20 protein-coding genes, 1 tRNA gene and 1 pseudogene are annotated in these 24,021 nt (G+C 65.2%); 9 read left to right on the top strand and 13 right to left on the bottom strand.

Annotated elements, in window-relative coordinates; all coding sequences use genetic code 11:
* Positions 1-240: 240 nt before the first annotated feature.
* Positions 241-3,138, bottom strand: a complete 2,898-nt coding sequence (locus AWC27_RS20615; RefSeq protein WP_085672181.1) for a cellulose binding domain-containing protein — start codon at positions 3,136-3,138, stop codon at positions 241-243.
* Positions 3,139-3,949: 811 nt separating this feature from the next.
* Between AWC27_RS20615 and AWC27_RS20610 the strand changes: the two genes are divergently transcribed.
* Positions 3,950-4,174 (top strand): hypothetical protein, encoded by a 225-nt coding sequence (locus tag AWC27_RS20610; protein WP_139837123.1) that lies wholly within the window; start codon positions 3,950-3,952, stop codon positions 4,172-4,174.
* Positions 4,175-4,531: 357 nt separating this feature from the next.
* A complete protein-coding gene (locus AWC27_RS20605) occupies positions 4,532-4,780 on the top strand; it encodes a hypothetical protein (RefSeq protein ID WP_085672179.1) in 249 nt (82 codons plus the stop codon).
* 167 nt (positions 4,781-4,947) lie between these two features.
* On the opposite strand, the pseudogene AWC27_RS20600 reads toward AWC27_RS20605, so the two are convergent.
* The 5 genes and pseudogenes from AWC27_RS20600 to AWC27_RS20580 all read right to left on the bottom strand — a co-directional run.
* A pseudogene (locus tag AWC27_RS20600) lies at positions 4,948-5,154 on the bottom strand (leucine zipper domain-containing protein); the annotation flags it as partial.
* A 114-nt stretch (positions 5,155-5,268) separates the two neighbouring features.
* Positions 5,269-5,341 (bottom strand) — tRNA-Arg (locus AWC27_RS20595).
* Positions 5,342-5,428: 87 nt separating this feature from the next.
* Positions 5,429-7,990, bottom strand: coding sequence for a multicopper oxidase domain-containing protein (locus AWC27_RS20590; RefSeq protein WP_085672178.1), 2,562 nt, complete (start codon positions 7,988-7,990; stop codon positions 5,429-5,431).
* The gene (locus tag AWC27_RS20585) at positions 7,987-9,078 is read right to left on the bottom strand and encodes a hypothetical protein (RefSeq protein WP_085672177.1); all 1,092 of its coding nucleotides are present in this window, start codon (positions 9,076-9,078) and stop codon (positions 7,987-7,989) included. Before AWC27_RS20585 ends, AWC27_RS20590 begins: the two co-directional genes overlap by 4 nt.
* Positions 9,068-9,772 (bottom strand): helix-turn-helix transcriptional regulator, encoded by a 705-nt coding sequence (locus AWC27_RS20580; protein ID WP_085672191.1) that lies wholly within the window; start codon positions 9,770-9,772, stop codon positions 9,068-9,070. The genes AWC27_RS20585 and AWC27_RS20580 overlap by 11 nt, the downstream gene beginning before the upstream one ends.
* 94 nt (positions 9,773-9,866) lie before the next feature.
* On the opposite strand from AWC27_RS20580, the gene AWC27_RS20575 reads away from it, so the two are divergent.
* From AWC27_RS20575 to AWC27_RS20565, 3 genes are all read left to right on the top strand, one after another.
* Complete coding sequence (locus AWC27_RS20575) at positions 9,867-10,634, top strand: DUF2249 domain-containing protein (protein WP_085672176.1); 768 nt, start codon at positions 9,867-9,869, stop codon at positions 10,632-10,634.
* Positions 10,635-10,785: 151 nt separating this feature from the next.
* Positions 10,786-11,139, top strand: coding sequence for a ferredoxin (gene fdxA / locus AWC27_RS20570; RefSeq protein WP_085672175.1), 354 nt, complete (start codon positions 10,786-10,788; stop codon positions 11,137-11,139).
* The gene (locus AWC27_RS20565; RefSeq protein ID WP_139837122.1) at positions 11,136-11,810 is read left to right on the top strand and encodes a helix-turn-helix transcriptional regulator; all 675 of its coding nucleotides are present in this window, start codon (positions 11,136-11,138) and stop codon (positions 11,808-11,810) included. Before fdxA ends, AWC27_RS20565 begins: the two co-directional genes overlap by 4 nt.
* Before the next feature lie 24 nt (positions 11,811-11,834).
* Here the strand turns inward: AWC27_RS20565 and AWC27_RS20560 are convergent, their stop codons facing one another.
* The 5 genes from AWC27_RS20560 to AWC27_RS20540 all read right to left on the bottom strand — a co-directional run bounded on the left by AWC27_RS20560 (position 11,835) and on the right by AWC27_RS20540 (position 16,832).
* A complete protein-coding gene (locus tag AWC27_RS20560; protein WP_085672190.1) occupies positions 11,835-12,833 on the bottom strand; it encodes an Acg family FMN-binding oxidoreductase in 999 nt (332 codons plus the stop codon).
* A 124-nt stretch (positions 12,834-12,957) separates the two neighbouring features.
* A complete protein-coding gene (locus AWC27_RS20555) occupies positions 12,958-13,782 on the bottom strand; it encodes an LLM class F420-dependent oxidoreductase (RefSeq protein WP_085672173.1) in 825 nt (274 codons plus the stop codon).
* Between the two features lie 18 nt (positions 13,783-13,800).
* Positions 13,801-14,940, bottom strand: a complete 1,140-nt coding sequence (locus tag AWC27_RS20550) for a poly-gamma-glutamate hydrolase family protein (RefSeq protein ID WP_085672172.1) — start codon at positions 14,938-14,940, stop codon at positions 13,801-13,803.
* Positions 14,941-16,167 carry an Nramp family divalent metal transporter gene (locus AWC27_RS20545; RefSeq protein ID WP_085672171.1) on the bottom strand — a complete coding sequence of 409 codons (1,227 nt, stop codon included), beginning with the start codon at positions 16,165-16,167 and terminating at the stop codon, positions 14,941-14,943. It abuts the gene before it with no gap.
* Positions 16,168-16,259: 92 nt separating this feature from the next.
* A complete protein-coding gene (locus tag AWC27_RS20540) occupies positions 16,260-16,832 on the bottom strand; it encodes a TetR/AcrR family transcriptional regulator (RefSeq protein WP_245847344.1) in 573 nt (190 codons plus the stop codon).
* Positions 16,833-16,990: 158 nt separating this feature from the next.
* On the opposite strand from AWC27_RS20540, the gene AWC27_RS20535 reads away from it, so the two are divergent.
* The gene (locus AWC27_RS20535; RefSeq protein WP_085672188.1) at positions 16,991-17,491 is read left to right on the top strand and encodes a MarR family winged helix-turn-helix transcriptional regulator; all 501 of its coding nucleotides are present in this window, start codon (positions 16,991-16,993) and stop codon (positions 17,489-17,491) included.
* Position 17,492: 1 nt separating this feature from the next.
* Here the strand turns inward: AWC27_RS20535 and AWC27_RS20530 are convergent, their stop codons facing one another.
* A complete protein-coding gene (locus AWC27_RS20530) occupies positions 17,493-18,284 on the bottom strand; it encodes an SDR family oxidoreductase (RefSeq protein WP_085672170.1) in 792 nt (263 codons plus the stop codon).
* A gap of 335 nt (positions 18,285-18,619) precedes the next feature.
* Here AWC27_RS20530 and pstS point away from each other — a divergent pair, with 335 nt between their 5' ends.
* The 3 genes from pstS to pstA are packed head-to-tail and all read left to right on the top strand — an operon-like array spanning position 18,620 to position 21,658.
* Positions 18,620-19,735, top strand: a complete 1,116-nt coding sequence (gene pstS, locus AWC27_RS20525; RefSeq protein ID WP_085672169.1) for a phosphate ABC transporter substrate-binding protein PstS — start codon at positions 18,620-18,622, stop codon at positions 19,733-19,735.
* Positions 19,736-19,747: 12 nt separating this feature from the next.
* Positions 19,748-20,749 (top strand): phosphate ABC transporter permease subunit PstC, encoded by a 1,002-nt coding sequence (gene pstC, locus AWC27_RS20520; RefSeq protein WP_085672168.1) that lies wholly within the window; start codon positions 19,748-19,750, stop codon positions 20,747-20,749.
* Between the two features lie 6 nt (positions 20,750-20,755).
* Positions 20,756-21,658, top strand: coding sequence for a phosphate ABC transporter permease PstA (pstA, locus tag AWC27_RS20515; RefSeq protein ID WP_085672167.1), 903 nt, complete (start codon positions 20,756-20,758; stop codon positions 21,656-21,658).
* A 10-nt stretch (positions 21,659-21,668) separates the two neighbouring features.
* Here the strand turns inward: pstA and AWC27_RS20510 are convergent, their stop codons facing one another.
* Complete coding sequence (locus AWC27_RS20510) at positions 21,669-23,780, bottom strand: serine/threonine-protein kinase PknD (protein ID WP_085672166.1); 2,112 nt, start codon at positions 23,778-23,780, stop codon at positions 21,669-21,671.
* Between the last annotated feature and the right edge of the window lie 241 nt (positions 23,781-24,021).

Here is a 24,021-nt window from a genome sequence, read left to right as displayed (position 1 = left end):
ATGCCGCAGCTGCACAATCGATCTCGATAGCCACGACTGTCGGGACCGCCCGCCGTGGGCCGCCCCGAGGGCCGTGGCTTCTTCTGTGAGCTGGCGGCTTCGGGTGTGCGCTCTTGGCGCTCGTAGCGCGGATTCCCCGCTCTGGCTACACACTCGATGCCGCAGCTGCACAATCGATCTCGATAGCCACGACTGTCGGGACCGCCCGCCGTGGGCCGCCCCGAGGGCCGTGGATGGACCCTAGGTAACGGGACCGCTTTCGATCTGCTCGAAGATCTTCGAGAAGGCGAACGGGGTTTGTGCAATTCCGCTGCCATCAGTGGCGTCTACTGCGCCCAATGTGCCTGTCACGTCACGAGGCAACTCCCACATGGACAGTTCACCGATACCGTGCTGCTGGGCGAACGTGGTGAGTTGTTGGGCGTTGGCCAGGCTGAAGACCTCAAGCGGGTCGTCGTTGATTCCGATCAGCGGCGTCACCCCGACCATCGACCACGCCTGCTGGCTGGACATCGTCGGATACAGCGTCATCAACTGGTTGTGGGTATTGGTCGCGGCATCGATGGCGTACTGGCCCATGCCGGGGTTTCCGGGCTGATCGAAACCATTGCCGTAGTCCATGGCCATCACGTTCACGCGTGAGATTTGCACGCCATTCGTTTGGGCGGTCTGCAGAACGCTCAAACCTCCGCCCTGCCCTTCGACCAGACCGGTCGGCAGTACCGGGAGGGTGTACGAGACGCTCACGGGTGTGCCATTGGCCGCCTCCTGCTGCTGCAGCAAGGCGATGGCCTTCGACTGGGTTTGCATTGCTTGGGTGTTGCCTTGCAACGCACCTTCGACGTCGAAGTCGAGGTTGTAGATGTGGTAGGTATCCACGATCGTCTTGTACTGCTGCGCCAGTGCTGTCGGGGTCTGACCGGGAACCGCGGAGAGATCGGTGCCGAACGCGCCGCCGAACGAGAGCGTCCCGTTGATGCCAGCTGCTTTCATGTTGGCGATCTGGTTATCGATGAACGAGCTCTGAGAGCCGCCAGTGACGTCATACGCCTGGTAGCCGCCCCACGACGCCTGACCAGTGGGGTCGGCGTTGATGAAGGCGAGAGTGGCGTTCTTGACCCCGTTCTGGGCGGCGGTTGCAAAGTCGTATCCGTTAGGCCCGGTCCAGAGCGTGAGGTCGACGTAGGGCGAATACGTGCCGGTGCCGGTGCCGGTTCCCGTGCCGGTGCCGGTGCCTGTTCCTGTGCCGGTGCCGGTGCCTGTGCCGGTGCCTGTTCCCGTCCCGGTGCCCGTACCCGTACCCGTCCCGGTGCCAGTTCCCGTCCCGGTGCCTGTTCCCGTTCCGGTACCCGTCCCGCTTCCAGTTCCAGTTCCAGTTCCAGTTCCCGTTCCCGTTCCGGTGCCTGTGCCGCCGCTAACCGCGTGTCCGTTCACCAGCAAATTCGTTGGCGCCGAATAGGAGCCGGTCTGCAAACCTTGGAAGCCAACCGTTACTGAACTGCCGGGTGCAATCGTTTGTGTCCACGATTCGGGAGTGATGGTGTAGTGCGTGCCTGACTGGGCCAAGTGCCCACTCCACGCACTGGAGATGGATTCGTTTGCGGGCAAATCGAATTGGAGCTGCCAGTTGCTTACCGGGGTCGTGCCCGTATTGGTGATCGTGTAGTCGGCAATAAAGCCGTTGTCCCAGTGTGACGTCGCCGTGTACGTCGCCGTAAGCCCGTTGTCGCCCGTGCCGGTGCCCGTGCCTGTGCCGGTGCCTGTGCCCGTGCCCGTGCCCGTACCGGTGCCGGTGCCCGTACCGGTGCCTGTTCCCGTACCGGTGCCGGTGCCCGTGCCCGTACCGGTGCCTGTGCCGGTGCCTGTGCCTGTGCCGGTGCCCGTACCGGTGCCTGTTCCCGTGCCGGTGCCGGTGCCGGTGCCGGTGCCCGTACCGGTGCCGGTGCCCGTGCCGGTGCCGGTGCCGGTGCCCGTGCCCGTGCCGGTGCCGGTGCCCGTGCCCGTGCCCGTGCCCGTGTCCGTACCGGTCCCAGTACCCGTACCGGTCCCAGTACCCGTACCGGTCCCAGTACCCGTACCGGTCCCAGTACCCGTACCGGTCCCAGTCCCCGTACCGGTGCCTGTACCCGTACCAGTCCCGGTGCCCGTTCCGCCGGTATCCCCACCAACCGGCTGACCGTTAACCGTCAAATGTGTTGGCGCTGAGTAGGTCCCGTCGTGCACGCCCTGGAAGCCAACCGTGATCGAGTGTCCTGGGGCAATCGTGGCGTTGTAGCTCTCCGGGGTGACGGTGTATTGCGTACCGGACTGCTGAAGTTGACCATTCCACAGGTTGGTGACGGATTCGTTTGCGGGCAAGTTGAATTGGAGCTGCCAGTTGGTCAGCGGAGTCGTGCCCGTATTGGTGATCGTGTAGTTGGCGACGAAACCGTTCCCCCACTGCGACGTCGTCGCATACGTCGCAGTAACGTCGCCGCCTCCGGATCCGCCGCTTGTCGTGGCAGTGGGCGCCGCCGCACTCAGCGCGGACGCCCCCGACGCCGACGTAGCGGACGTAGCCGACGTAGCGGACGCGGCAGTCGTGGCGGTGGCCGCGCCGGTGCCGGCGGTGGTCGCCGTGTTGGCGCCAGTGGTGCTGGATGCTGCGCCGCCGGTGTTGGCGGCCGTCGTCGCCGTACTGGCCGTCGACGCAGATGTCGTTCCCGCGGTCGACGTAGTGGCGTTTGTGCTGCCCGCAGTGCTCGTCGTCTTATCGGCAGTCGCCTGGCTCGTCGTGGTTCCGGCGGTACCGGTGCCGAACAGCCGCGCATTCACGGCGCCAACGGCCGACTGAGCGAGGCTCTGTAACGGTGATGCGTTGACCGCCTCGGCGAGCTCGTACAAGCCAGCCCCCGACGTCAATGCCTGGACAAATCGGCTCTGATACGCCGTTAGTTGGGCGCTTAGGGCTTGAAAATCCTGACCATGCGTGCCGAATAGCGCCGCGATCGACGCCGATACCTCGTCGGCGGCCGCGGCGACGATCTTGGTGGTCGGAACCGCCGCGGCTCCCGCGGCCGCGCTCAGCGTGGAACCGATCCCGGATATGTCCGCCGCCCCTGCTGCGAGCGCCGCCGGTACTGCCGTTACATACGTCATGACCCAACCCCTTCTCGACCCTTATAACGAACTCATAACGACTCCATAACGAGTTCATATGTACCGCTGATTGCTGTCGGATCCCAGCTTTATTACAGTTTTATTACTGGTTTGCCATAGATTCATTATCGTCACGCCGATTACTTACAACTGCTATTGAAATAACCTTCTAATATTCGTCGAAATTGAATTCATGCCATGAGCAAGCTCTCTGTGCCCCGGAGATAATCGACGTTTGACCAGGGGAGTCCCGGGCGCAACCATGCGCTCAAGTCGCATTTTCGCGCCCGTGAGCTGCGGCCTAAAGGGCCTACCGGCTAGCGGGCTTGGTGTCTGACCAGGCAAAGCGCGATCCGATGGCCCGTCGGCCCTTCGTGCCATGCGCTAGGCGGCCGGCGGCTAGCTCTCGCGGGCGGCACAAACAGTGCGATTCGCAAATAATGCCGAATCCAACACGTAAATGTGGCGCTATTGCGGCGTCTCACGAACCAGGCAAACTCGTCACAAAATGCCACAAAATGCCCATCCATAAAGCGGTTCTCCGCTGGACGGTTCAACAAAGTGTCCCCTCGAAATTACTCGCACAAAATACCGCTTGACAAAACGGCGCAGTGAGGAAATGAAGTCGGACCCGCGCCGTCGGCTCCGCCCGCAACCGATGGCCTGCTCGAACCTGTTAGGCGCTTTGGGCGTGGTCGGTTGGCCTGGTCACTCCGATGGTGCGCTTGTGGCAGGACCCCGCACTCGTAGCACCTTAAACAGTCCGGTTGCTGCAGTTATCAGTCCACTTAGAGCAACGAGAAGCGCCGCAATGGCTCCAAGTATCGGGACAGGGCCGGTGAGCCCGCCGCCTGGCGGCGGGGCGGCACTGGGCGGCTGTACCACGATCAGGGTGGTTACCGGGGGTGCGGTCGAGGTGGTTGCCGGCGGCTCGGTCGCTTTGGTTTCCGGCGGCATCGATGTAGTCGGCAGCCGGGTCGGGGTGGTTGCCGGCGGAAGGGTCGCGGTGGTTGCCGGCGGCGGGGTCTTGGTTTGAAGGCTCACAGTCATGAAAATCACTAGGAAGAGGACCGCAGACAAGGCGATCAATCCAACCCCGACGAAAATCAAGCGACTGCCGCGGCGACGGCAAATTTGTTGGGAGTGGACAGACTGAGTCTCCGCCATGCACCAAGCATGAACTTGCTCGGTGCGCTTTGGCGTGCGGTCTCGAAACTTCTGATGGTCTCCAACACGGTTCGACAGTCCGTCATGGTCCTTGGCGGAGAGTCGGCAGACAAGTGAGATTTTGGACGTGGGTCGCCCCGCCGTCAGCGCACAGAACCGCGCCAACGTCGCCGTGACATGGACCAGATAGCCTACGAGATGGCATTTGGAGAGGTGAGGATCTGACATGGCTGATCAATGGCTTGCCGATATGGGCGCGACGGAAGAGATGAATATCGCGGATGTGTGCGAACAAATCGAGCAGAAAATCCACGCCAACGCAGACAACCAGAAACCGCCGCAAGACTTCCCAGACTGGCAGACCTGCATGGCAGACCGGGACGCCACGATCTACAAGTTGAGCGCGGCTGTCGTCAACCTCTGCCAAATGGTGGAGCAACTGGCGTCGGAGCAACAGCGCCCCTTCCAGAAGTAGCCGACCTGAGCCGGGCAGGTCACGCCATACGAACGCCGCCGGCCTGATCTGTGCCGTCCCGCGGTCGCCGCGCCATGCCTCGCCAGCGTCGCCGCCATCAGCGGCGCCACGAACACCGAACCGTGCCGGCGATCCCACGCCCAGGCCCCGGCAGCACCGATCGGGCGGCGCCGCGCACCGCACAACGTCGCCTCCACCAAGGCCGGCATCTGATGCGGACACGACACCGGCCGATGCGACCGATCCACCAACCCTTTTAGGCCGGCGGCCTCATACCGGGCCAACCAGGTATGCAGCGTTTTCCGCGACACCTCATCGGCAGTCACAGCCATCACCGCTTGATGCCGCTGCCAAGCCGCGCTCAACTGCTTCATTCAAAGGACTGTCAAGGATCAACGGAAACAACTGTCAAGCATCACCCGGAACACTGTCAGGCATCACCCGAAACAGAAATGTCAAGCATCAACCGAGCTAATACAGACCGAAAGTGCCCCCGGCAGGATTCGAACCTGCGACACCGGCTTTAGGAGAGCCGTGCTCTATCCCCTGAGCTACGAGGGCGGGGACGTTGTTGAATACCTGACCAAACCTAGTCGCTGGCGGCGGTGTGAGTGTAGCGATGCCGCCGACTGAGCCGCATCAGGCACGTCACCGCGCAGACACCTCGATGATGCCGTGGGCGCCGCGTTCGGCGTCGACCATCGCGTGCGACACGAACGGGTATCGACCGGGCTGCTGGAAGGATAGTTCGACGAATCCGCCTTGGGCGGCGAACAATCCGAGCGTCTGCGCACCGCCGGCACCTGGCCGCAGCCGGTAGTCGCCCTCGGTCCACACGGTGTCGAACTGGCCACCAACCACGTGGAACGAGGTGCCTCGGTTGGGTCCGGCGGCAAGCACCCAAATCCGGACCCGCTCGCCAACCCGGGCGGTCAGCGGCGTGTGGTCGTACTGGCGGGCATAGCCGTTGAACACCACCAGGTCGGGCTTGTCTGCCGCGACCTTGTCCGTATCGGCATCTTCACCCGGCGCGCCGAGGTACATCTCGGACTGCACGATCACGTACTCGCGATCGACGCGCGGCAGATCCGGCGGGTCGATGATCACCGCCCCGAACATGCCGTTGGCGATGTGCAGCGACATCGGCATGGTCGAGCAGTGGTACAGCCAGATACCTGCGCGTGTGGCGGTGAACCGGTACACCAGGCGCTCGCCGGGCTGGATTGTCCGCATCGGCTCGTCGGGGGCCAGCGCCCCGGCGTGGAAGTCGATCGAATGGCCGGTGCTGCCGTCGTTGATCAGAGTGATTTCGAAGGCGTCGCCAATCTTGCCGTGCAACGTGGGTCCGGGGGCGGTACCGCCAAATGTCCACAGCCGCTGGGTGATTCCGGGAGAGACCTCGCGTTGAATCTCGGTTACCGGCAGCGTCAGACGGTGCGCGGCAGTCGCCGGCGGCAGCGCGGCGTCACGCGCGTTGAAGGCCGGACCCGGGTCTGCGCCAAGGCTGCGGGCGATGTCGGCAGCCGCGATCGGCGCGACGTGCCCCGGCCCCTGGTGATCTGGGTGCGCGGCGTGTGTCGGCGCGCCAGTCACCCGAACCGAAAACGTCATGCCCATCTGGCGGTGTCCGGCCACGGCGCACCAGCCGTCGAGGCTGGAGCCGATCACGCCGGCGTTAAGGACGGCCGATTCACCCGGTGCCAACCGTCCGGTGCGGGCGCCGTTGGACAGCACCAGGTCGTGTTGGTTGGTGCCGGTGTTGGCGAGGGTGATCAGCAGCCGGTCTCCGGCCGGCACGTCCACCGTGTCGGGCACGAAGCGCATGCCCTCGACTCGGACCGATGCTGTGGTGGTGTGCCCGGTGGCCGCCACGGCAACCTGGGGCGTGGTGGGGATACCGATCGCGGCGGGATCGGCGGCCACGCCGGCTGCGGCGGCCAGCACGACGGCGGCCAGTCCCGCGGCGGCGGCGCCGAGTCGCCGTGCCGGGTGTGGTCGGTCGGCAGGCGACGGCTTGTCGCGATCCCGGTGTGCCCGCCACACCGCCCGGACCAGCAGCGGCAGGAAGGCCGCGTAGGACACCAGCACCAGCATCGATGACGCAACCCGCACCAGGCTCGGTATCGGAAGGACACACAGCAGCAGCCCGGCGTTGGCGACGGTGAGCCGCCACCCAGCTCCCCGCTCGAGCTCGGCTCCGGCCGCCAGCGTCGCCGAACGGCCGCGCATCACTACCGGCGTCAGGTACGTCAGTGACCCGAGCAGCACCTGCACCAGGAAGCCGGCCAGGACCGGAGCGGTGAGCGCGCCGAGCGCCGCCACCGCGGCCGGCCAGGTCCGCGAAATCACCAGTGCCACCACGGCGGAGGCCAGCGACCCGATCAGCCAGGCCACGCCCGCCAAAACCGACAAGGTCGCAAAGTCGTTGGGCCGCTTGCGCCGAATCTCGTCGAGGTGCGGCCGCAGCACGATCACCGCAGCACCGAGATAGCCGAGGGCGCCCAGTCCGGTAATCAACGGTGACCCCACTACCGCACCAGCGGTGGCCACCGCCAGGGCGATCATTAGGGCCGGCAGGCCGTCGCGGGCGGCCGCCTCGACTCCGGTGGCCATCCGGGTGCGCAGCATCGTCGGCCACAGCGTGACCAGTGTGCCCAACACCGTGAGTCCCACCCAACCGAACAAATTCAGCGCCGCATGCGCAAGGATGAACCGCTCGTGGATGCGCCCGGGCAGCGCCGAGTTCGCCATCGCCACACCAAGTCCGGCGCCGGCAGCCAGACACGCCGTCGCGGCGACGTAGTAGCGAACGGTGACACCGAAGCGGGCGGGCAACGCGGTACGCAACTGCCGTAGCAGTGCCGCGCCGTGCGCCAGGGCGACGACGGCGACCACGACACCTCCCGCCAAAACCACCGGCCACCACCGACCCAGCATGCCCGCGACCACTGCGCCCGCACCGACGTTAAAGGCCAAGAGGCGCAACACTTCTGACTTCCGGGCCGGGTCCGGAGCTGTGCGCAGCAATGCATCTGCGAAATGCCGGCTCCAGATTAGGATCGCATTACCGGCTGCGCCCAGCGCCAACAGATGGACCAGTAGCCAGCCGGACAGCGGCAGGAACCGGTGCCCCGCCGCCACTGAGACGAGCGCGGCGAGCCAGGCGAAAACGACCGCCCCGACCCGTAAATGCCATCCCGAGCGATTCATGCCGGCACCCGACGGGCTGCGCGCATCGCCGAATAGCCTGCGACGGCAATGAATCCGAGGACAGCCACGATGTTCAGGACGCTGCCCGCCTGCACGGCCCAACGCAGGCCGCGTGCATCACCAACCGCCAGCCTCAGCAGCAGGGACAGGTGCAACAGCGCCAACGGCCCGTACATCAAGCCGGTGTAGGGCAGCGGGCGACGCAACACGGCGGGCAAGATCACGGGTGCGTGCGCCATGATCATCGACAGCACGAAGCCCAGCATCACCGCGTGTACTACCGCGTCATAACCTGCGCCGGAACGGATTTGGCCGGTGAGCAGCCAGGTCAAGGCCGGCACCAGCAACCACACATAGCCGGCAAGCAGGCACACCGCGATGTATCGGGTCAGGCCCGTCGCACGTACGGTGTGGCGGGCGACATCGAACCAGTACAGCCACAGCGCCGTCGCCAGCAGCGTCGCGCCGAGCAACGGGTAGCCGGGCGCCGGCCACAACAATGCGGCGACGGTGCCGGCGACCATCGCCGCAGCGAGGACGATCAGCGTCCCTTCGGCCGGGGTGCCGGCCATGGTCAGGCGGGCGAGCTCAAGGCGTTCCCCGACGATCGTCAGGATGAGAAATCCCGACAGCCAGGGCAATAGGTCGGGGACCGGCACGCCACCCAGCCACAACAGCGCCGCGCCCGTCGCCAGCACCGCACCGGCGACCTGGACCAGAATCGCCGAGTCGGCAGAGCGCCGCCACAGCGACGCGTATACCGCAACCAACACCGCGGATCCGGCGACCAACAGGACCCCGCCCAGGTTTCGGGGTGTCCGGGTGACGAGAAGCACCGCTGCGGCGCCCAGGAACGCCGGGCCCAGGTAGGCCCACCACCGGTGTGCGGCCACTGCTCGCTCCAGCGCAATCACCGTGCCGACGAACCCGAGCACCAGCAGGACGCCGTGCACTTCGGCCAGCTGGGTCGTCTTGAACGGCGCGGGCAGGCCGAGCAACAGCAGCGCCGCATCGAGTCCGGCCAGAAGCGCGAACCCGCCGGGGACAAGCAGCAGCGCCCGGGACGGAATGCGTCGGTCAATCACCATGTCGCACCACGGGTTCTGGTAGGAACAGCCGGCAGGCGCCGGGTTCGGCGAATGGAATGAGATCGAGCCCCTGGCCGCTGGGAGCGCCGAGCCGCTCCAGCATTCCCTCGACGATGCCGAGGTGGACCTGACAGACGATGGTGGGGTAACGCCGCGCTGCCTCCAGCAACGGGCAGCGACGCAGCGCGATACCCCCGGCGCTCGGCGTGCCCTCGTCGTCCGGTGCGAAGCCGAGGCGGGTCAGCACGTCAAGCACGGTCTGTCGCGGATCACCGCCGGCTTGGCTGTCCTCATCGATGAGTTCGCGTCCCCACTCGATACCGGCAGCCTGCGCATCGCGCTCGGGGGCGGCGCTGGTCCGAGCCAGATGACCGGCCAGTGCGGTCGCCAGGCCCGCGTAATCGCGAACGGCGACGGCCGGATCGGCGGCCGACACGCGATACAACGTGGCCGGCCGCCCGCGCCCGAGGGCGGTTGCCGTGGAGCGCTCGACGAGCCCGAGCCCGGCGACCGCGTCGAGATGTTCGCGAACGGTGTTGGGGTGCAGGTCAAGTGCGCCGGCGGCGTCGCCGACCCGGACGGGGGAGTGCGCACGCACGTACTCGAGCACCCGTAGCCGCTGCCCGGACAGAGCCACGGGCGTCCGAACCACCGGCGCCGGTTCAGGGCCGAGGGCCAGGCGGTCTTTTTTCACGGAAATTACTGTAGTAAATTCTTGAACGAAGCGCATAGGGCAATGAGTCACATTCGTTCAGCGGAGCCTGCGGACTCTGCGGAAAGGAACCAAGATGTCGGCCAACGATGTGGTCGTCGCGTCAACAGCCGCTGACGCCGCGGCGGTCGATGCGATCAAGGGCCATCACGCGCAGCTCGCCGGGCAACTCGCCATGCTCACCGATGGCATCGTGTCGGCGCTGGAGCGCGGCGCCGACATTGAGCCCGCGCGAGCCGCGGCCCTGGCTTTCCTGACCGGCGAGCTGCTGCCGCACGCCGCCGCCGAAGAGGCGCGGCTGTACCCGGCCGCCAGCCGCACCGAGCGTGCCCGGCCTCTGGTCGAATCGATGATCGCGGCGCACCGCGTCATCGGCTCCCTCGTCGACGGCATCCGCACGGAATCGCCGGTGCGCGCGGCCGGTTCCGCACAAGCCCTGCGAGTGCTGTTCGACGCACACCTGGTTGACGAGAACGAACGGATTCTGCCGATCGTGGCCGCCGATCCCGACGTCTCGCTCGCTGAAGTCGCCGGCGGCATGCACGAACTCCTCGGCCATGCCCACCGCGCCGACGGTGCCGTGTCGTCACATACCTGCGGTTGCTGCGAAGCCGATGCCGACGATCCCGTGCTCGACGTCCGTGAGGTGCCGCATTCGATCCGGCATGCCACCGTGTTCGGCGCATTCGACGCCGTTCCCCACGGCGGCGCGCTGGTGCTGGTGGCACCTCATGATCCGATCCCGCTGCTGCGCCAGCTCGATCATCGCGCGGCCGGCCGGCTCGGGGTCGAGTACGAGCAGCGCGGACCGGAGGCGTGGCGGCTGCGGCTGGTCAAGGGGTAGCTGAACCAGCCAGTTCTTCGCGCGATAACGCCGCGCGAGGGCATGCTTCGATGGCCTGTTCGAGTCAAATCCGCACGCCGAATCCGTTGTCGGCCAACAGATCCGCACGCAATGCTGGTTTATACAACCCGTATTGTGTAAACTCCGAACCATGGCATATGTGATTGGCGAGCCATGCGTTGACGTGATGGACCGGGCCTGCGTCGAGGAGTGTCCGGTTGACTGCATCTACGAGGGTGGCCGGGCGCTCTACATTCATCCGGACGAGTGCGTTGACTGCGGAGCGTGCGAGCCCGTTTGTCCAGTCGAGGCAATCTACTACGAGGATGACCTGCCCGAAGAGTTGCAGCCCTATCTAGCCGACAACGCGGCGTTCTTTTCCGAAACCCTGGCGGGCCGCGACGAGCCTCTCGGATCACCGGGCGGAGCCGGCAAATTGGGTCCGCTTGGCGTCGACACTCCGTTGGTGGCACGTCTGCCCAAGCAGGATCCACAGCAGGCCTGACTGCGGTGGCCATATCGCGGGAGGAGACGTCTGGGCGCCGTCGTGATGTGCTGCGCGTACTGAAGGCTGAGCGGGGTCCGCTGAGTATCGCTGCGATCGCCAGAGTGCTTGACGTGCACTCTAATACGGTCCGCTTTCACCTGGTTAAATTGGTCCGTGACGGCCAGGTTGAGCACGTCGAGCCAAGAGGCAGACAACCGGGACGGCCACCGCTGATGTTTCGTGCCGTCGCGCAGATGGACCGCACCGGACCCCGCCATTACCGGCTGCTCGCCGAAATCCTGGCGGCGACGCTGGCCTCCGGCCGTAATCCGTCGGCCACGGCGCAGGCCGCGGGGCGCGCGTGGGCGCGCCAGTTCAAAACGCCAGCGCCACAACAGAAGAAGACGACTGCGAAGAAATCGGTCCAACACCTCGTCGGTGTCCTCGACGAGTTCGGGTTCGCGCCCGAGCATCGCAGCTCCGGGGGGCAGCAGCAGATCGGCTTGCGGCACTGCCCATTCCTCGAACTTGCCGAGAGTCAAAGCAAGGTCGTGTGCTCGATTCACCTTGGACTCATGCAAGGAGTTCTCGAAGGTGACGCGGCACCGGTCACCGTCGACCGACTGGAGGCGTTCGCCCAACCTGATCTGTGCCTGGCTCACCTGAGGCCGCAGGGAGGCTCCGGCTGAACGGGCAATGTAGATTGCCTGGTATCAATCAACTTCCGCAGCGTGACCACCTGCTGTCGTCCATTCCACGACGCGTTCGAGGCTGCGTCGCGGCGTGGCCGGCAACGGATCGGCGTTGACCGGCGCCCAGCCCACCCGCAACAACATCTGCGGATTGCAGCAGCTGCCGAAGACTTCGGTGCGCACGGCTTCACGTGTTGCCGCAATCTCGAGCGGCTCGGTGACAGCGCAGCTGGCCAAGCCCAGCGATGTGGCGGTCAACAGCACCACACTGGTGGCTTCGCCGGCGCGCAGCCAGTCCAGCCGATCGTCGGTCGAGGTGCCCAGCGCGAGGATGGCGGCGTTGTCGTCTGTCGGTGACGCACCGGCCGGCTGCGCCAGCGCCGGACCGGCGAAGAACCGGCCAGGCAGCGGAGACGCACAGTCATGCGCGGGCGTGTTATGCGCCGGCACACCGGCTTTCGAGTCGTACCGTCCACTCCAGACGGTGAGCTCGTTGAGATACTCACGGTCGCTCATATGAGTGCGAACTGCGTGGGTGACGATCCGCTTCAGCGTGGCTAAGGCGTCGACCTGGCGCAGCGTGACACCGAGCCGCGCAGCTCGCGCGCCCATCAGCGCGATATCAGCGGCCGCCACCGGCCACGAGCCGTAGTAGCGGCGGTCGGTTCGCCGCTGCGGTATCGCCGCGGCCAACGCCATGTCGACCGGATCGGCGGCGTCGGCATGCACCTCGATCGTGGCCAGGTGGTCGTGGTTGGCGGGATCCGGCAACCGGTGGACCTTGCTCCGCCATCCCATCGCCGCCAAGGCGATCGCGCAATGGTTAAGTGCCGCACCACAACTCACGATCAGGTCACGTCCCTCGGGATCGGTGACCGGCAGCTGCCTGCTTGGATCGGCGTACAGGTTCAGCATCTGGTTGTCCACCCGCCAACGCCAGGGCTGGGTGTTGTACACCGAAGGTGCGCGGATAGCCAGGGTGAGGATCGAGCGCATCGTCTCGGTATCGGGGAAGTCCATTGACTGTGCTGCCTTCGTGCTTTGCAGATCGTGTGCTACTGCCACCATGTCGCGGCGCGGCGAGCCGCGCTAGAGCCGAAGTGCCCTATCTGACAAGGCTTTGGGCACGCTCTACGCTCTACGCTCAACGCAGTTCGGCGATCACCTTTCCGAAATTCTCGAGGTGGTTGTCCTGCACGGTGAAGTATGTGACTCCATACTTTTCGCGGTAGCCAAGTAGCTGGTCGGCCATTTCGCGCGGCGATCCGCTGAGCACCGAATGCATGGCCATCAACTGCTCGTCGGACAGGTTCGGTGCGTTGCGGCGGGTCAACGACAGGTTCGGGATGCTCTCGCCGGCGCGCGGGACGGCGGTGATCACCAGATTCAGCTCAAGCGAGTCAGCCCGTTCCCCGGCGGCCTGCCGAACGAACGAGATGCGTTCGGCCAGTGGGTCCTCGACGTCGCGAACCTTGGCTCCAGTGAGCGCGATGATGTGGGCGTGCCGGGCGGCCAGGGTCATCACCCGGTCGCCGCTGCCGGCGATCATGAGCGGCACCGTCGGTTGGTGCTGGGCCAAATACTTCGTCACGTGTTCGAGGTAGTCGACGCGGGCTCCGGCACTGGGATACGGCAACTCGGCGGCCTCGAATTCCTCTCGGACGTAACCGGTACCGAGGCCTACCTCCAGACGGCCGTCGCTGAGCACGTGCAGCGCGTCGACGTCCCGAGCCAGCAGGGCTGGCTTGTAGAAGGCGGCGTTGAGCACGTACATGCTCACCCGGATCTTGCTGGTAGTCATGGCGACTGCGGTCAGCGCTGGAAACGGCGCGATGGCGCCCAGGTGATCGGGCACGCACAGCACGTCGAAACCGAGGTCTTCGGCGTGCTTGGCCGTCTCTTCCAGCGCCGCACGCGATTTGATGAAGCGCATACTCAAACCGAAGCGAAAATCCTTAGCCACCAACAACCTCCGTCGAATGAATCGCTAAAGCCAGGACCGAGCGGCGGAAACCAAGCCATCCACCAACCCCGCAGTAACCGGTGACCAGCCATCCGCCCCAGACTCAGGCTGGACTGTCCGGCTCTCCCCACCAAGCGGGCGGTACCCCCACCTCAGGCCGTTCCGGCCCGCATCGTCGCCGAACAGTGGGCTGCGCGGGCTGAGCCCCCGGACGCGAACCGACAATTCCAACTGCGTCCCGCCGTCGCGCACCCGATTCACCGGGTTATCCGGATGCAGCCCCCGCAGCTCCAGCGGGATGGCGTCGAGGTCGGTGACGACGTGATACCCGGGCAGCTGAATATGCCGGGCCAGGTGGTCGGCCAGCGCACGATTGCGGCCTCCGGCCAGCAACTGCGTGCTGCGCCCGATGCGCCCGTAACCGTGTAGCGAGACGGCGACGTCGACGTGCTCGAGAAACTTCGCCAGCAGAAGCGAATCGGTCGGGTCGTACCGCGCCGACGGCAGGTGATGCGGATATCTGTCGGGATGGCGCACCACGTATACCGACGCGTCCGCAGCCTCGGCGGCACGTTCGGCGATCACATCGGTCATCTGTTCCAGCCCACCGCCGTGGATGGCCAGAAAACCGAATCGCGACCGCAGCCGGCTGAACTCGGCCACTCCGGGTTCGGTCAGCAACGCCGAAAGCGATTGTGGCGCGGGTTCATTCGATGATACCGGCCGTGGCCAGTGCGCTGGGTCCCAGCGGTGCAGGAAGTCGATCCAGCGTTGCGGCAACCCGTGGTGCCTGGCGCCGTCGATGATGCGCGGCAGATAGCCGGCCCGTGGCGCACCCGGGGTCACCCGGTGGTCGATGTACACCCAGGCCGGGGCGGGCCCGCTATCGGTGTGCACGGTCAGCCGGTCACGGCGGTATCGCACCGGAACTCCCTCGGCGCTGTCCAGCGCGATCAGGTCGTGGTCGGAAAGTTGCCACAGCACCCCGTGGACCTGATTTCCGGCGAACGGCTCGACGGTGGCCACCCCGCGCTGGTTGATCAGCCAGTCGTGATCGGACAGCACCGCTGGCCGCGGATCACCGGCGTCGGGACAGCGTTTCGCCATCTGCCGGACGCACAGGTTGGACCCGTATGCGAAGTATGGGTGCCGGCGGACCGGCATCTATCCCGTCACAGTCAGATAAATCAGCACCACGTTAAGCAGACTAATCATCACCGCGACCGCCCAGCCAACAACGGTGGTGACGCGATGGTTGATATCGCTGCCCATCACCTCGGCACTACTGGTCAATCGGACGAGCGGAAGCACGGCGAACGGTATGCCGAAGGACAACACCACCTGCGATAGCACCAGCGTCCGGGTGGGATCGAAGCCCAGCGCCAGAATCGCCACGGCCGGGCACAACGTGATGAAGCGGCGCACCAGCATCGGCACCGACCAGTGCAGCAACCCCTGCATGATCATCGCGCCCGCGTACGCGCCCACCGATGTCGACGCCAATCCCGAGGCCAGCAACCCGATCGCGAACAACACCGCGATTGTTGCCCCCAAGGTGTCGTGGACCGCGGCGTATGCGCTCTCGATCGACGCGGTATCCCCGCGACCGCGCATGTTGAGGGCCGCAACCAGCAGCATCGCGGCATTCACCCCGCCGGCCACGACCATCGCCAGGCCGACGTCCCATCGCGTGATGCGCAGCAGCCGGTGCCGGAACGGCCCCGGCTCGGGATGGCCGTGCCGGTCTCGGGCCAGGCCGGAATGCAGGTACACGGCGTGCGGCATCACGGTCGCCCCGAGTATCGCGGCGGCCAGCAGCACACTCTCGGTTCCCTGGAAGCGGGGGACCAGGCCGGCGAGCACAGCGTCGGAGGGCGGCGTCGCGACGAAGAAACTAGAGGTGAAGCCGACGGCGATCACCAATAGCAATCCGGTGATGACGCGTTCGAACAGGCGCTGGCCGCGGCGATCCTGGACGGTCAGCAGCAGCAGCGAGATCACCCCGGTGATGATCCCGCCGAGCGGCAGGGGCAGGCCGAACAGGATCCGTAACGCGATGGCACCGCCGATCACTTCGGCCACATCGGTTGCCATTGCGACTATTTCGGCCTGTGCCCAGTAGGCCAGCCGGGCCGGGCGTCCCATCCGGCTGCCGACGGCCTCGGGCAGTGAGAGGCCGGTCACCAGGCCCAGCTTCGCCGACAGGTACTGCACCAGTCCCGCCATCACGTTGGCCACCACGATGACCCATAGCAGCAGGTAGCCGAATTGGGTGCCGGAACTGACATTGGCGGCTACGTTGCCGGGGTCGACGTATGCGATCGCGGCAACGAACGCCGGCCCCAGCAGATACCAGCTGGTCTTGAGCGAGGCTTGGGTGTCCTGCGCCAACTCACCCGACTTTCATCCGCATACCCGAATAAGAAAGTGAGGGTATCCGAAACCGAGCGGTTGCGGCCACCGCCTAGCTGTTGTAGCCGGAGTCAGCTCGCAGCAAGCGCGCGGGCTTTGCCCATCGGGTGGCATTGCGCGATGCGCGTCATTTCCTTGATGAAGACATCCTTGGCAATGGGTGGCTTATCCAGCACATAGCGGATCGTGGTGCCGAGCAGCTGGATCATGAGCCACGAGGCGGCCTCGACGTCCATGTCGGTGGGCCGGTCGGCGGATGCGAGGGTATAGCCCCTGATGATTTCGCCGATCAGCCCTTCAATGGGCCTGAGCAGCTCTGCTCCCGTGGTTCCGGGCATTTGCCCGGCGATCACCTGGAGCATTTCCGGCTGTTCGAGCATGGCGTCGACCTGTGTTGCCACCGCCGCGGACACCAGGCCGGCGGCGTCGTAGTACATATGCTTGTCCAGATTGCTGGACACGCGGTGGAGCAGCTGCTCGGTGTATTCGGCGACCATGGCGTTCAGGATCGCGTCCTTGTTGGCGAAGTACTGGTACAGCGAACCAGGGCTGATACCGGCCGCCAGGGCGATCCGGTTCGTTGAAAAGCCTTCGTAGCCACGCTCTTTCAGAACGCGTGTCGCGGCGTCGAGAATGCGCCGCACAGTCTCTCGCGACCGTTGCTGCATCGGTGCTTTGCGTGCCGTAACGCTGGATCTGGGGGCCATCGGTGATCTTTCCTGGACCGAGATTGTCATCTTTGGTTGAAAGTCATACTTGGTTGACAATTGGAGATTAGGGGCAGTTGCTTATGCTGTCAACCATGGTTGCCACACCTAAGTACCGGGCACCGCAGACAGATCTTGGAACCGCAATGCGGGTGGCTTGGTGGAGTTACGTCCGGCGCGTTGATGACGAGATGGAGGCTGCGGGGTATCCCGACCGCAGCTATTCCATCCTTTACGTATTCGTCCTCTATGCCCAACCGGCTCCGATCACCATTTCAGAGATCGGGCGACTGTTCGGCATCAGCCGGCAGGCGGCCAGCAAGGTGGTCGCCGAACTGCGCGATCGCGGCTACGTGCAGACCACCACATCGAGCACCGACCAGCGCGAGAAGGTGGTCGAGCTTACCCAGAAAGCGCTGGACTTCATGACCGCACGCCTGCGCACCGCGGGCGCTTTAGATCGGGCGATCCGCAAACGCATCGGTGACGACGGCCTTGAGGGACTGATCAAGGGGCTCCATGCGGTCACCGAAGTGGCCAGGGGGACAACAGAATCCGAACCCGGCTATATTTTCCGTCCGCCCAAGCTGTGGTAACTCACAGATCCGGTACGGGGATGTCCAGATTGGGGAAGGTGAGGCCGCCGTCGACCTCCAGTATCTTGCCGGTGAGGAAAGCGCCGGCCGGAGAAGCCAAATAGACTGCTGCAGCTGCGATATCGACGGGATCGCCCAGCCGGCGCAACGGCGTCGCCTGCTCCATCGGCGCGCGCAGCTCGTCATTGGAGGCCACCACATCCAGCGCCGAGGTCAGGATCGACCCCGGCGCGATGGCATTGACCCGAATGCGCGGGCACAGGTCGAGCGCCGTCAGCCGGGTGTAATGGGCCAGCGCGGCCTTGGCGGTGCCGTAGGCGGCGAAGCCGCGTCCAGCCAGCCGGCCGATTGCCGAGGTGATATTGATGATGCTGCCGCCGCCGGAGTGTTCGAGCATCAACGGCACCGCCGCGACGGTCAGCGCGTGGGCGGTGCCCACGTTGAAGGTGAAGGCGTCCTTGAGGTCCTTGGTCGACGTCGTCAACAAGGTGTTGGGCATGCTTCCCCCGACATTGTTGACGACGATGTCTAGTCTTCCGAACGCCGCTATAGCCTGACCCGCCAGCTGCGCGGTGTCCTCCGGATGGGCCAGATCGGCGGCGACCACGTGGGCGCGGCGGCCGAGGCCACGCACCTGTTCGGCGACCTCGTCCAGTTGGGATTGGGTCCGCGAAGCGATGACGACATCGGCGCCGGCCTCGGCGAAAGCCAAGGCGATGGCCGCACCCAGGCCGCGACCGGCGCCGGTGATGACGGCGACTTTGTCGTCGAGACGGAACCTGTCGAGGATCACTGCGGCCTCGTTTCAGATGTCGGCCGAAACGGCAGCGGTCCTCGCCGCCTCGGGAGGGGGCTTTTCTGTAACAGGTTCTAGTTTGTCACAGGTGCCCGCGAAGACAACGCGCACGGTGTGCCCACAGCGAAAATCTGTTTGAATTCAGTGGCCGGAGAACTCGCCGAAATTGATGTCGCTATCGACCGGGACGTGGCGACAGCAACTGTTTCATAGGAGGTCACTTGTTGTTAGTGTGGCTTCAAGGCTGCGAGGAAAACGGCTGGTTGTATTGACCGGGGCCGCGGCTTACGGGTGGCGGCAAGGATGTTTCATCTCTACCGTTAGGAACTGAATTGAAACTCAACCGATTTGGCGCCGCGCTCAGTGTCCTGGCTTCTGGTGCACTGGTCTTGACAGCGTGCGGCAGTGACAACAACTCATCCGGGGGAAACTCAACGAGCGGGCAGGCCGCCAGCAATGTCAATTGCGGCGGCAAGAAGACGCTGAAAGCCAGCGGTTCGACGGCCCAGGCCAACGCGATGACCCGCTTCGTCAAGGCTTTCGAGCAGGCCTGCCCGGGGCAGACGCTGAACTACACGGGCAACGGCTCGGGTGCCGGAATCAGCGAATTCAATGGCAACCAAACCGATTTCGGCGGTTCGGACTCGCCGCTCAGCAAGGAGGAAGCCGCCACCGCGCAGCAGCGTTGCGGTGGGTCACCGGCGTGGAATCTGCCGGTTGTGTTCGGTCCTATTGCGGTCACATACAACATCAATGGCGTCAGTTCGCTCAACCTGGACGGGCCCACCCTGGCCAAGATCTTCAACGGTGCCATCACCAGCTGGAACGATCCCGCAATCCAAGGGCTCAACTCGGGCGCCAGCCTGCCCGCGACACCGATCCATGTGGTGTTCCGCAGCGACGAATCGGGAACCACCGACAATTTCCAGCGCTACCTCGATGCGGCGTCCAACGGCGGGGGGGGCAAGGGCGCGGGCAAGGCGTTCAAGGGCGGCGTCGGTGAAGGCGCCAAGGGCAACGACGGCACCTCGGCGGCTATCAAGGCCACCGAAGGATCGATTACCTACAACGAATGGTCGTTCGCTCAGGCACAGCACCTGAACATGGCCAAGATCATCACCTCAGCCGGCCCGGACGCGGTGGCGATCAGCACCGACTCCGTCGGCAAGACGATCGCCGGGGCCACCATCAGCGGGCAGGGCAACGACCTCGTACTCGACACGGTTTCGTTCTACAAGCCGACGCAGCCCGGTTCGTACCCCATCGTGCTGGCCACGTATGAAATCGTCTGCTCGAAGTATCCCGACGCCCAGGTCGGCACGGCGGTGAAGGCGTTCCTGCAGAGCACCATCGGCGCGGGCCAGAATGGCTTGGGAGACAATGGATATATCCCGATCCCGGATGCCTTCAAGTCGAGGTTGTCGACTGCTGTCAACGCCATCGCTTGATCTGAGGTCAATGTGGTCAAAGGCCCGCTGGCCAAGTCTGAGCTAGGGGCGGTCGACGCGCGGGCTTCGCGGCGCGCCGATCGGCTATTCAAGTTCCTGGCCGGAGCAGCCAGTTCGACGATTGTGACGGCAATCGTGCTGATCGCGGTATTTCTGTTGATCCGCGCGGTACCGGCGTTGCGCGCCAACAACGCAAACTTCTTCACCAGCGCGACATTCGACACCGCCGACGACGACAAGCTGGCATTCGGTATCCGTGACTTGTTCATGGTCACGGTGCTCAGTTCGATCAGCGCGCTGGTGCTGGCGGTGCCGATCGCGGTCGGGATCGCGGTGTTCCTCACCCAGTACGTGCCGCGGCGGCTGTCGCGTCCGTTCGCCGCGATGGTCGATCTGCTGGCCGCGGTGCCGTCGATCGTCTTCGGGCTGTGGGGGATTTTCGTGCTGGCGCCCAAGCTGGAACCGATCGCCAGCTTTCTGAACCGGCATCTCGGCTCGGTTTGCCTGTGGCGCAAGCACGACTGGCTGTGCCTGTTCAAGCAGGGCAACGTGTCATTGGCCGGCGGGGGCACGATCTTCACCGCGAGCATCGTGCTCGCGGTGATGATCTTGCCGATCGTCACCTCGGTGTCGCGAGAAGTGTTCCGGCAGACCCCACTGATCCATATCGAAGCGGCGCAGGCGCTGGGTGCGACGAAGTGGGAGGTGGTGCGGATGACCGTGCTGCCGTTCGGCCGCAGCGGTGTGGTGGCCGCGTCGATGCTGGGATTGGGCCGCGCGCTGGGTGAAACCGTGGCGGTGCTGATCATTCTGCGTTCGGCCGCCAGGCCGGGGAGTTGGTCGCTGTTCGACGGCGGCTACACCTTCGCATCCAAAATCGCCTCTGCGGCTTCCGAATTCAGCGAACCGCTGCCTACCGGCGCCTACATTTCGGCCGGATTCGCGTTGTTCGTCCTGACTTTCATGGTCAACGCCGCCGCGCGGGCGATCGCGGGCGGAAAGGTCAACGGGTGAGCACCGATGACCATTGACGCGCTCGACCAGCCGGTCAAGGCGGAGGTCTTCCGGCCGTTGAGCTTGCGGCGGAGGGTCACCAACAGCCTTGCCGCAACGTTTTTCTTCGCCTCGTTCGCTGTCGCGCTGGTGCCGCTGTTCTGGCTGCTGGGTGTGGTGATCGCGCGAGGCTGGTATGGCGTCACCCGGTCGACCTGGTGGACCCACTCGCTGCGCGGCGTGCTGCCCGAGGAATTCACCGGCGGCGTCTACCACGCGCTGTATGGAACCGTGGTGCAGGCCGGGGTGGCCGCCGCGCTGGCGGTGCCGCTGGGCCTGATGACCGCGGTGTATCTGGTGGAGTACGGAACCAGTCGGCTGGCGCGGGTGACCACGTTCATGGTCGACGTACTCGCCGGGGTGCCCTCGATTGTGGCGGCGCTGTTCATCTTCAGTTTGTGGATCGCCACCATGGGGTTTCAGCAGAGCGCATTCGCCGTCTCGCTGGCATTGGTCTTATTGATGTTGCCGGTGGTGGTGCGCTCGACCGAGGAGATGCTGCGTCTGGTCCCCGACGAATTGCGAGAAGCCAGCTATGCGTTGGGTGTTCCCAAATGGAAGACGATCGTGCGGATCGTCATTCCGATCGCGATGCCGGGCATCGTGTCCGGCATTCTGTTAGCGGTCGCGCGTGTCATCGGTGAAACCGCACCGGTGCTGGTGCTGGTGGGCTACAGCCGCTCGATCAACATCGACATCTTCAACGGCAACATGGCCTCGCTGCCGCTGCTGATCTACACCGAACTCACCAACCCCGAACACGCGGGCTTCCTGCGCATCTGGGGTGCGGCGCTCACCCTGATCATCATCGTGGCGGTGATCAACTTGATCGCCGCGGGAATCCGCTTCGTGGCCAGCCACCGGAACTGACCCGGCAACATCACTGCGCGAGTTTGAGCACCCTGCCGTTGCCGCGGTCGGCGACGTAGACGTTGCCCTTCTTGTCCACCGCCACCGACAGCGGGGTGTTGAGCCCGGTGAACGGCAGTTCGGTCGAGGCGGTGCCGCCGGCGGGCAACTTGGCCACCACGTTGGTGTCGTGTTCGGTGATGTAGATGTTGCCGGCGCCGTCGACCGCGATTCCCCAGGGCGCGCTGATGCCGGTGAACGGCAGCACGCTCTGGTTGCTGGTGCCGGCATCGAGTTTCAGCACCCGGTTGTTGTCGGTGTCGGTGACGTAGACGTTGCCGTCGGTGTCCACCGCCACGCCGTCGGGATTTTTGAGGCCGGTGAACGGCAGCACGGTCTGGGCATTGGCGCCGGGGGCCAACTTCACCACCCGGTCATTGCCACGGTCGGCGACATACACGTTGCCCTGGGCGTCCACCGCCACACCCTCGGGATAGTTGAGGCCGTCGAACGGCAGCACCGTCTGGTTGTTGGAACCGGGCGCCAGCGCCACCACCCGGTTGTTGAAGTCGCTGACATAGATCTTCCCGGAGCCGTCGACCGCCAGCCCTTGGGGCTCGTAGAGCCCGTTGAACGGCTTGACCACCGGCGTCGAGGAGTTAGCCGGCAACGCCACCACCCGTCCGTACATCGTCTGATTGGTGATGTACACGGTGCCGGAGTCGTCAAGGGCCACCCCGCCCGGGGAGAGGCGGAAGTTGAGGCCGGTGAACGGCAGCACGGTTTGTCCCGTCGCCGCCTGCGTCGAGCCGCCGCTTCCCTTCGGCCTGGTCACCACGAAGGCCGTGATGGCGGCGATGGCGATGAGGACCACCGCGGCTACCGCGCCGATGATCAACCCTTTTCGGCTCTTCCGGGGCGGCGGTGTCGTCGAAAGAGGTTGCGAGGGGCCATAACTGGGCGGGCCCGCCGGACCGCCGCCGGACGGCGCGACCCCGGGTTGGCTGGGCCAGCCGGCGGCGCCGGGCACCGGAGCGGCCTGCGTCCATTGGTCGGACTGGTTGGGCGTCGATCGCCAGCCGCCGGTGTTCGACGGCAGCGGGCGGGCCATGGTCTCGTCGCCCGTCGGGTACTGAGGCGGTGGCGTCAAGTTCTGCGGGGCCTGCACGTTCTGCGGTGCCTGCTGGGGGCCCGAGCCGCTGTAGTTGGTCCAGCCGCTGGCCACCTCCGGGGTGACGACCGGTGCCATCAGCGTCGCATTGTCACCCTGGCGCAGAATGGTCGCTTCCTGGTGCTGTTCGGGCGTGGTCAGCGCTTCGTGGGCGGCGATCGCCAGATCGCCGGCACTCATGTAACGGTCTGCCGGTTTCTTGGCCATGCCTTTGGCGATCACCTGGTCCAGCGCCGGTGGGATCCGCCCGGGCCGAATCTGGCTGGGCCGCGGGACGGGTTCCATCAGGTGTGCGGCGATCAGCCGCTCGACGCTCTCACCGCGATACGGTGGCGCGCCGGTCAAACACTCACCCAACACGCAGGCCAGCGCATAGATGTCGGCCCGGTAGGTGACCTCGTCGCCGGTGAACCGCTCCGGGGCCATGTAGTTGTAGGTTCCCACCGCCATCCCGCTCTGCGTCAGCCCCGGGTCGGCGGCGTTGCGGGCGATGCCGAAGTCCACCAGATAGGCGAAATCGCTTTGGGCGATCAGGATGTTTTCCGGCTTGACGTCGCGGTGGGTGATGCCGCTGCCGTGTGCGGCGTCCAGTGCGGCCGCGATCTGGCGCACGATGGCTACCGCCCGGGCCGGGGCCAGCGGACCGAACTGGGTCAGCATCGACCGCAACGAAACGCCTTCGATCAGCCGCATCTCCACGTAGAACTGGCCGTCGATCTCGCCGTAATCGTGAATCGGCACGATATGTGGCTCGGTCAGCCGCCCAGCGATGTCGGCCTCGCGCTGCATGCGCGCCAGGAACGTCGGATTGCCGGAGTATTGCGTGGAAATCAGTTTCAGCGCCACCACCCGGCGTTTGCGGGTGTCCTCGGCCTCATAGACCTCGCCCATGCCGCCGCGGCCGATCAGGCGCACCAGCAGATACGGTCCAAAGCGCTGCCCCACCCGCGAATCCGGCCCGGTGACGCTCACCGTCGACGCTCCCTTCGCTAGGCCACCCGATACGCAGAGGCCGAACCGGCCGCCGTATCAAACGGATGGTTAACCCACGGTAAATCCTCGGAGAGTGGGCACACAACAAAATCTCGCCACTCACAGTGAATTTTGAATCACGAGTCAGTAACGACGTTCCGACCGCCAGGATACGGTTTCGGGCTGAGAAATCGCTTAATGTATTAAAGCCGTTCGGGCCCTTGGCGATTCGGCCCGAGTC

It is taken from the genome of Mycobacterium szulgai, assembly GCF_002116635.1.
GTDB classification, from domain to species: domain Bacteria; phylum Actinomycetota; class Actinomycetes; order Mycobacteriales; family Mycobacteriaceae; genus Mycobacterium; species Mycobacterium szulgai.
Note: the sequence above shows the minus strand (reverse complement) of the source record. Positions and strands in the feature narration are given on the sequence as shown.

What these genes read in the sequence shown, in the direction of transcription:
- AWC27_RS20615 (WP_085672181.1), bottom strand. Translation starts at nt 3,138, where the DNA reads ATGACGTATGTAACGGCAGTACCGGCGGCGCTCGCAGCAGGGGCGGCG.
- AWC27_RS20610 (WP_139837123.1), top strand. Translation starts at nt 3,950, where the DNA reads ATGGCTCCAAGTATCGGGACAGGGCCGGTGAGCCCGCCGCCTGGCGGC.
- AWC27_RS20605 (WP_085672179.1), top strand. Translation starts at nt 4,532, where the DNA reads ATGGCTGATCAATGGCTTGCCGATATGGGCGCGACGGAAGAGATGAAT.
- AWC27_RS20590 (WP_085672178.1), bottom strand. Translation starts at nt 7,990, where the DNA reads ATGAATCGCTCGGGATGGCATTTACGGGTCGGGGCGGTCGTTTTCGCC.
- AWC27_RS20585 (WP_085672177.1), bottom strand. Translation starts at nt 9,078, where the DNA reads ATGGTGATTGACCGACGCATTCCGTCCCGGGCGCTGCTGCTTGTCCCC.
- AWC27_RS20575 (WP_085672176.1), top strand. Translation starts at nt 9,867, where the DNA reads ATGTCGGCCAACGATGTGGTCGTCGCGTCAACAGCCGCTGACGCCGCG.
- fdxA (WP_085672175.1), top strand. Translation starts at nt 10,786, where the DNA reads ATGGCATATGTGATTGGCGAGCCATGCGTTGACGTGATGGACCGGGCC.
- AWC27_RS20560 (WP_085672190.1), bottom strand. Translation starts at nt 12,833, where the DNA reads ATGGACTTCCCCGATACCGAGACGATGCGCTCGATCCTCACCCTGGCT.
- AWC27_RS20550 (WP_085672172.1), bottom strand. Translation starts at nt 14,940, where the DNA reads ATGCCGGTCCGCCGGCACCCATACTTCGCATACGGGTCCAACCTGTGC.
- AWC27_RS20535 (WP_085672188.1), top strand. Translation starts at nt 16,991, where the DNA reads ATGGTTGCCACACCTAAGTACCGGGCACCGCAGACAGATCTTGGAACC.
- pstA (WP_085672167.1), top strand. Translation starts at nt 20,756, where the DNA reads ATGACCATTGACGCGCTCGACCAGCCGGTCAAGGCGGAGGTCTTCCGG.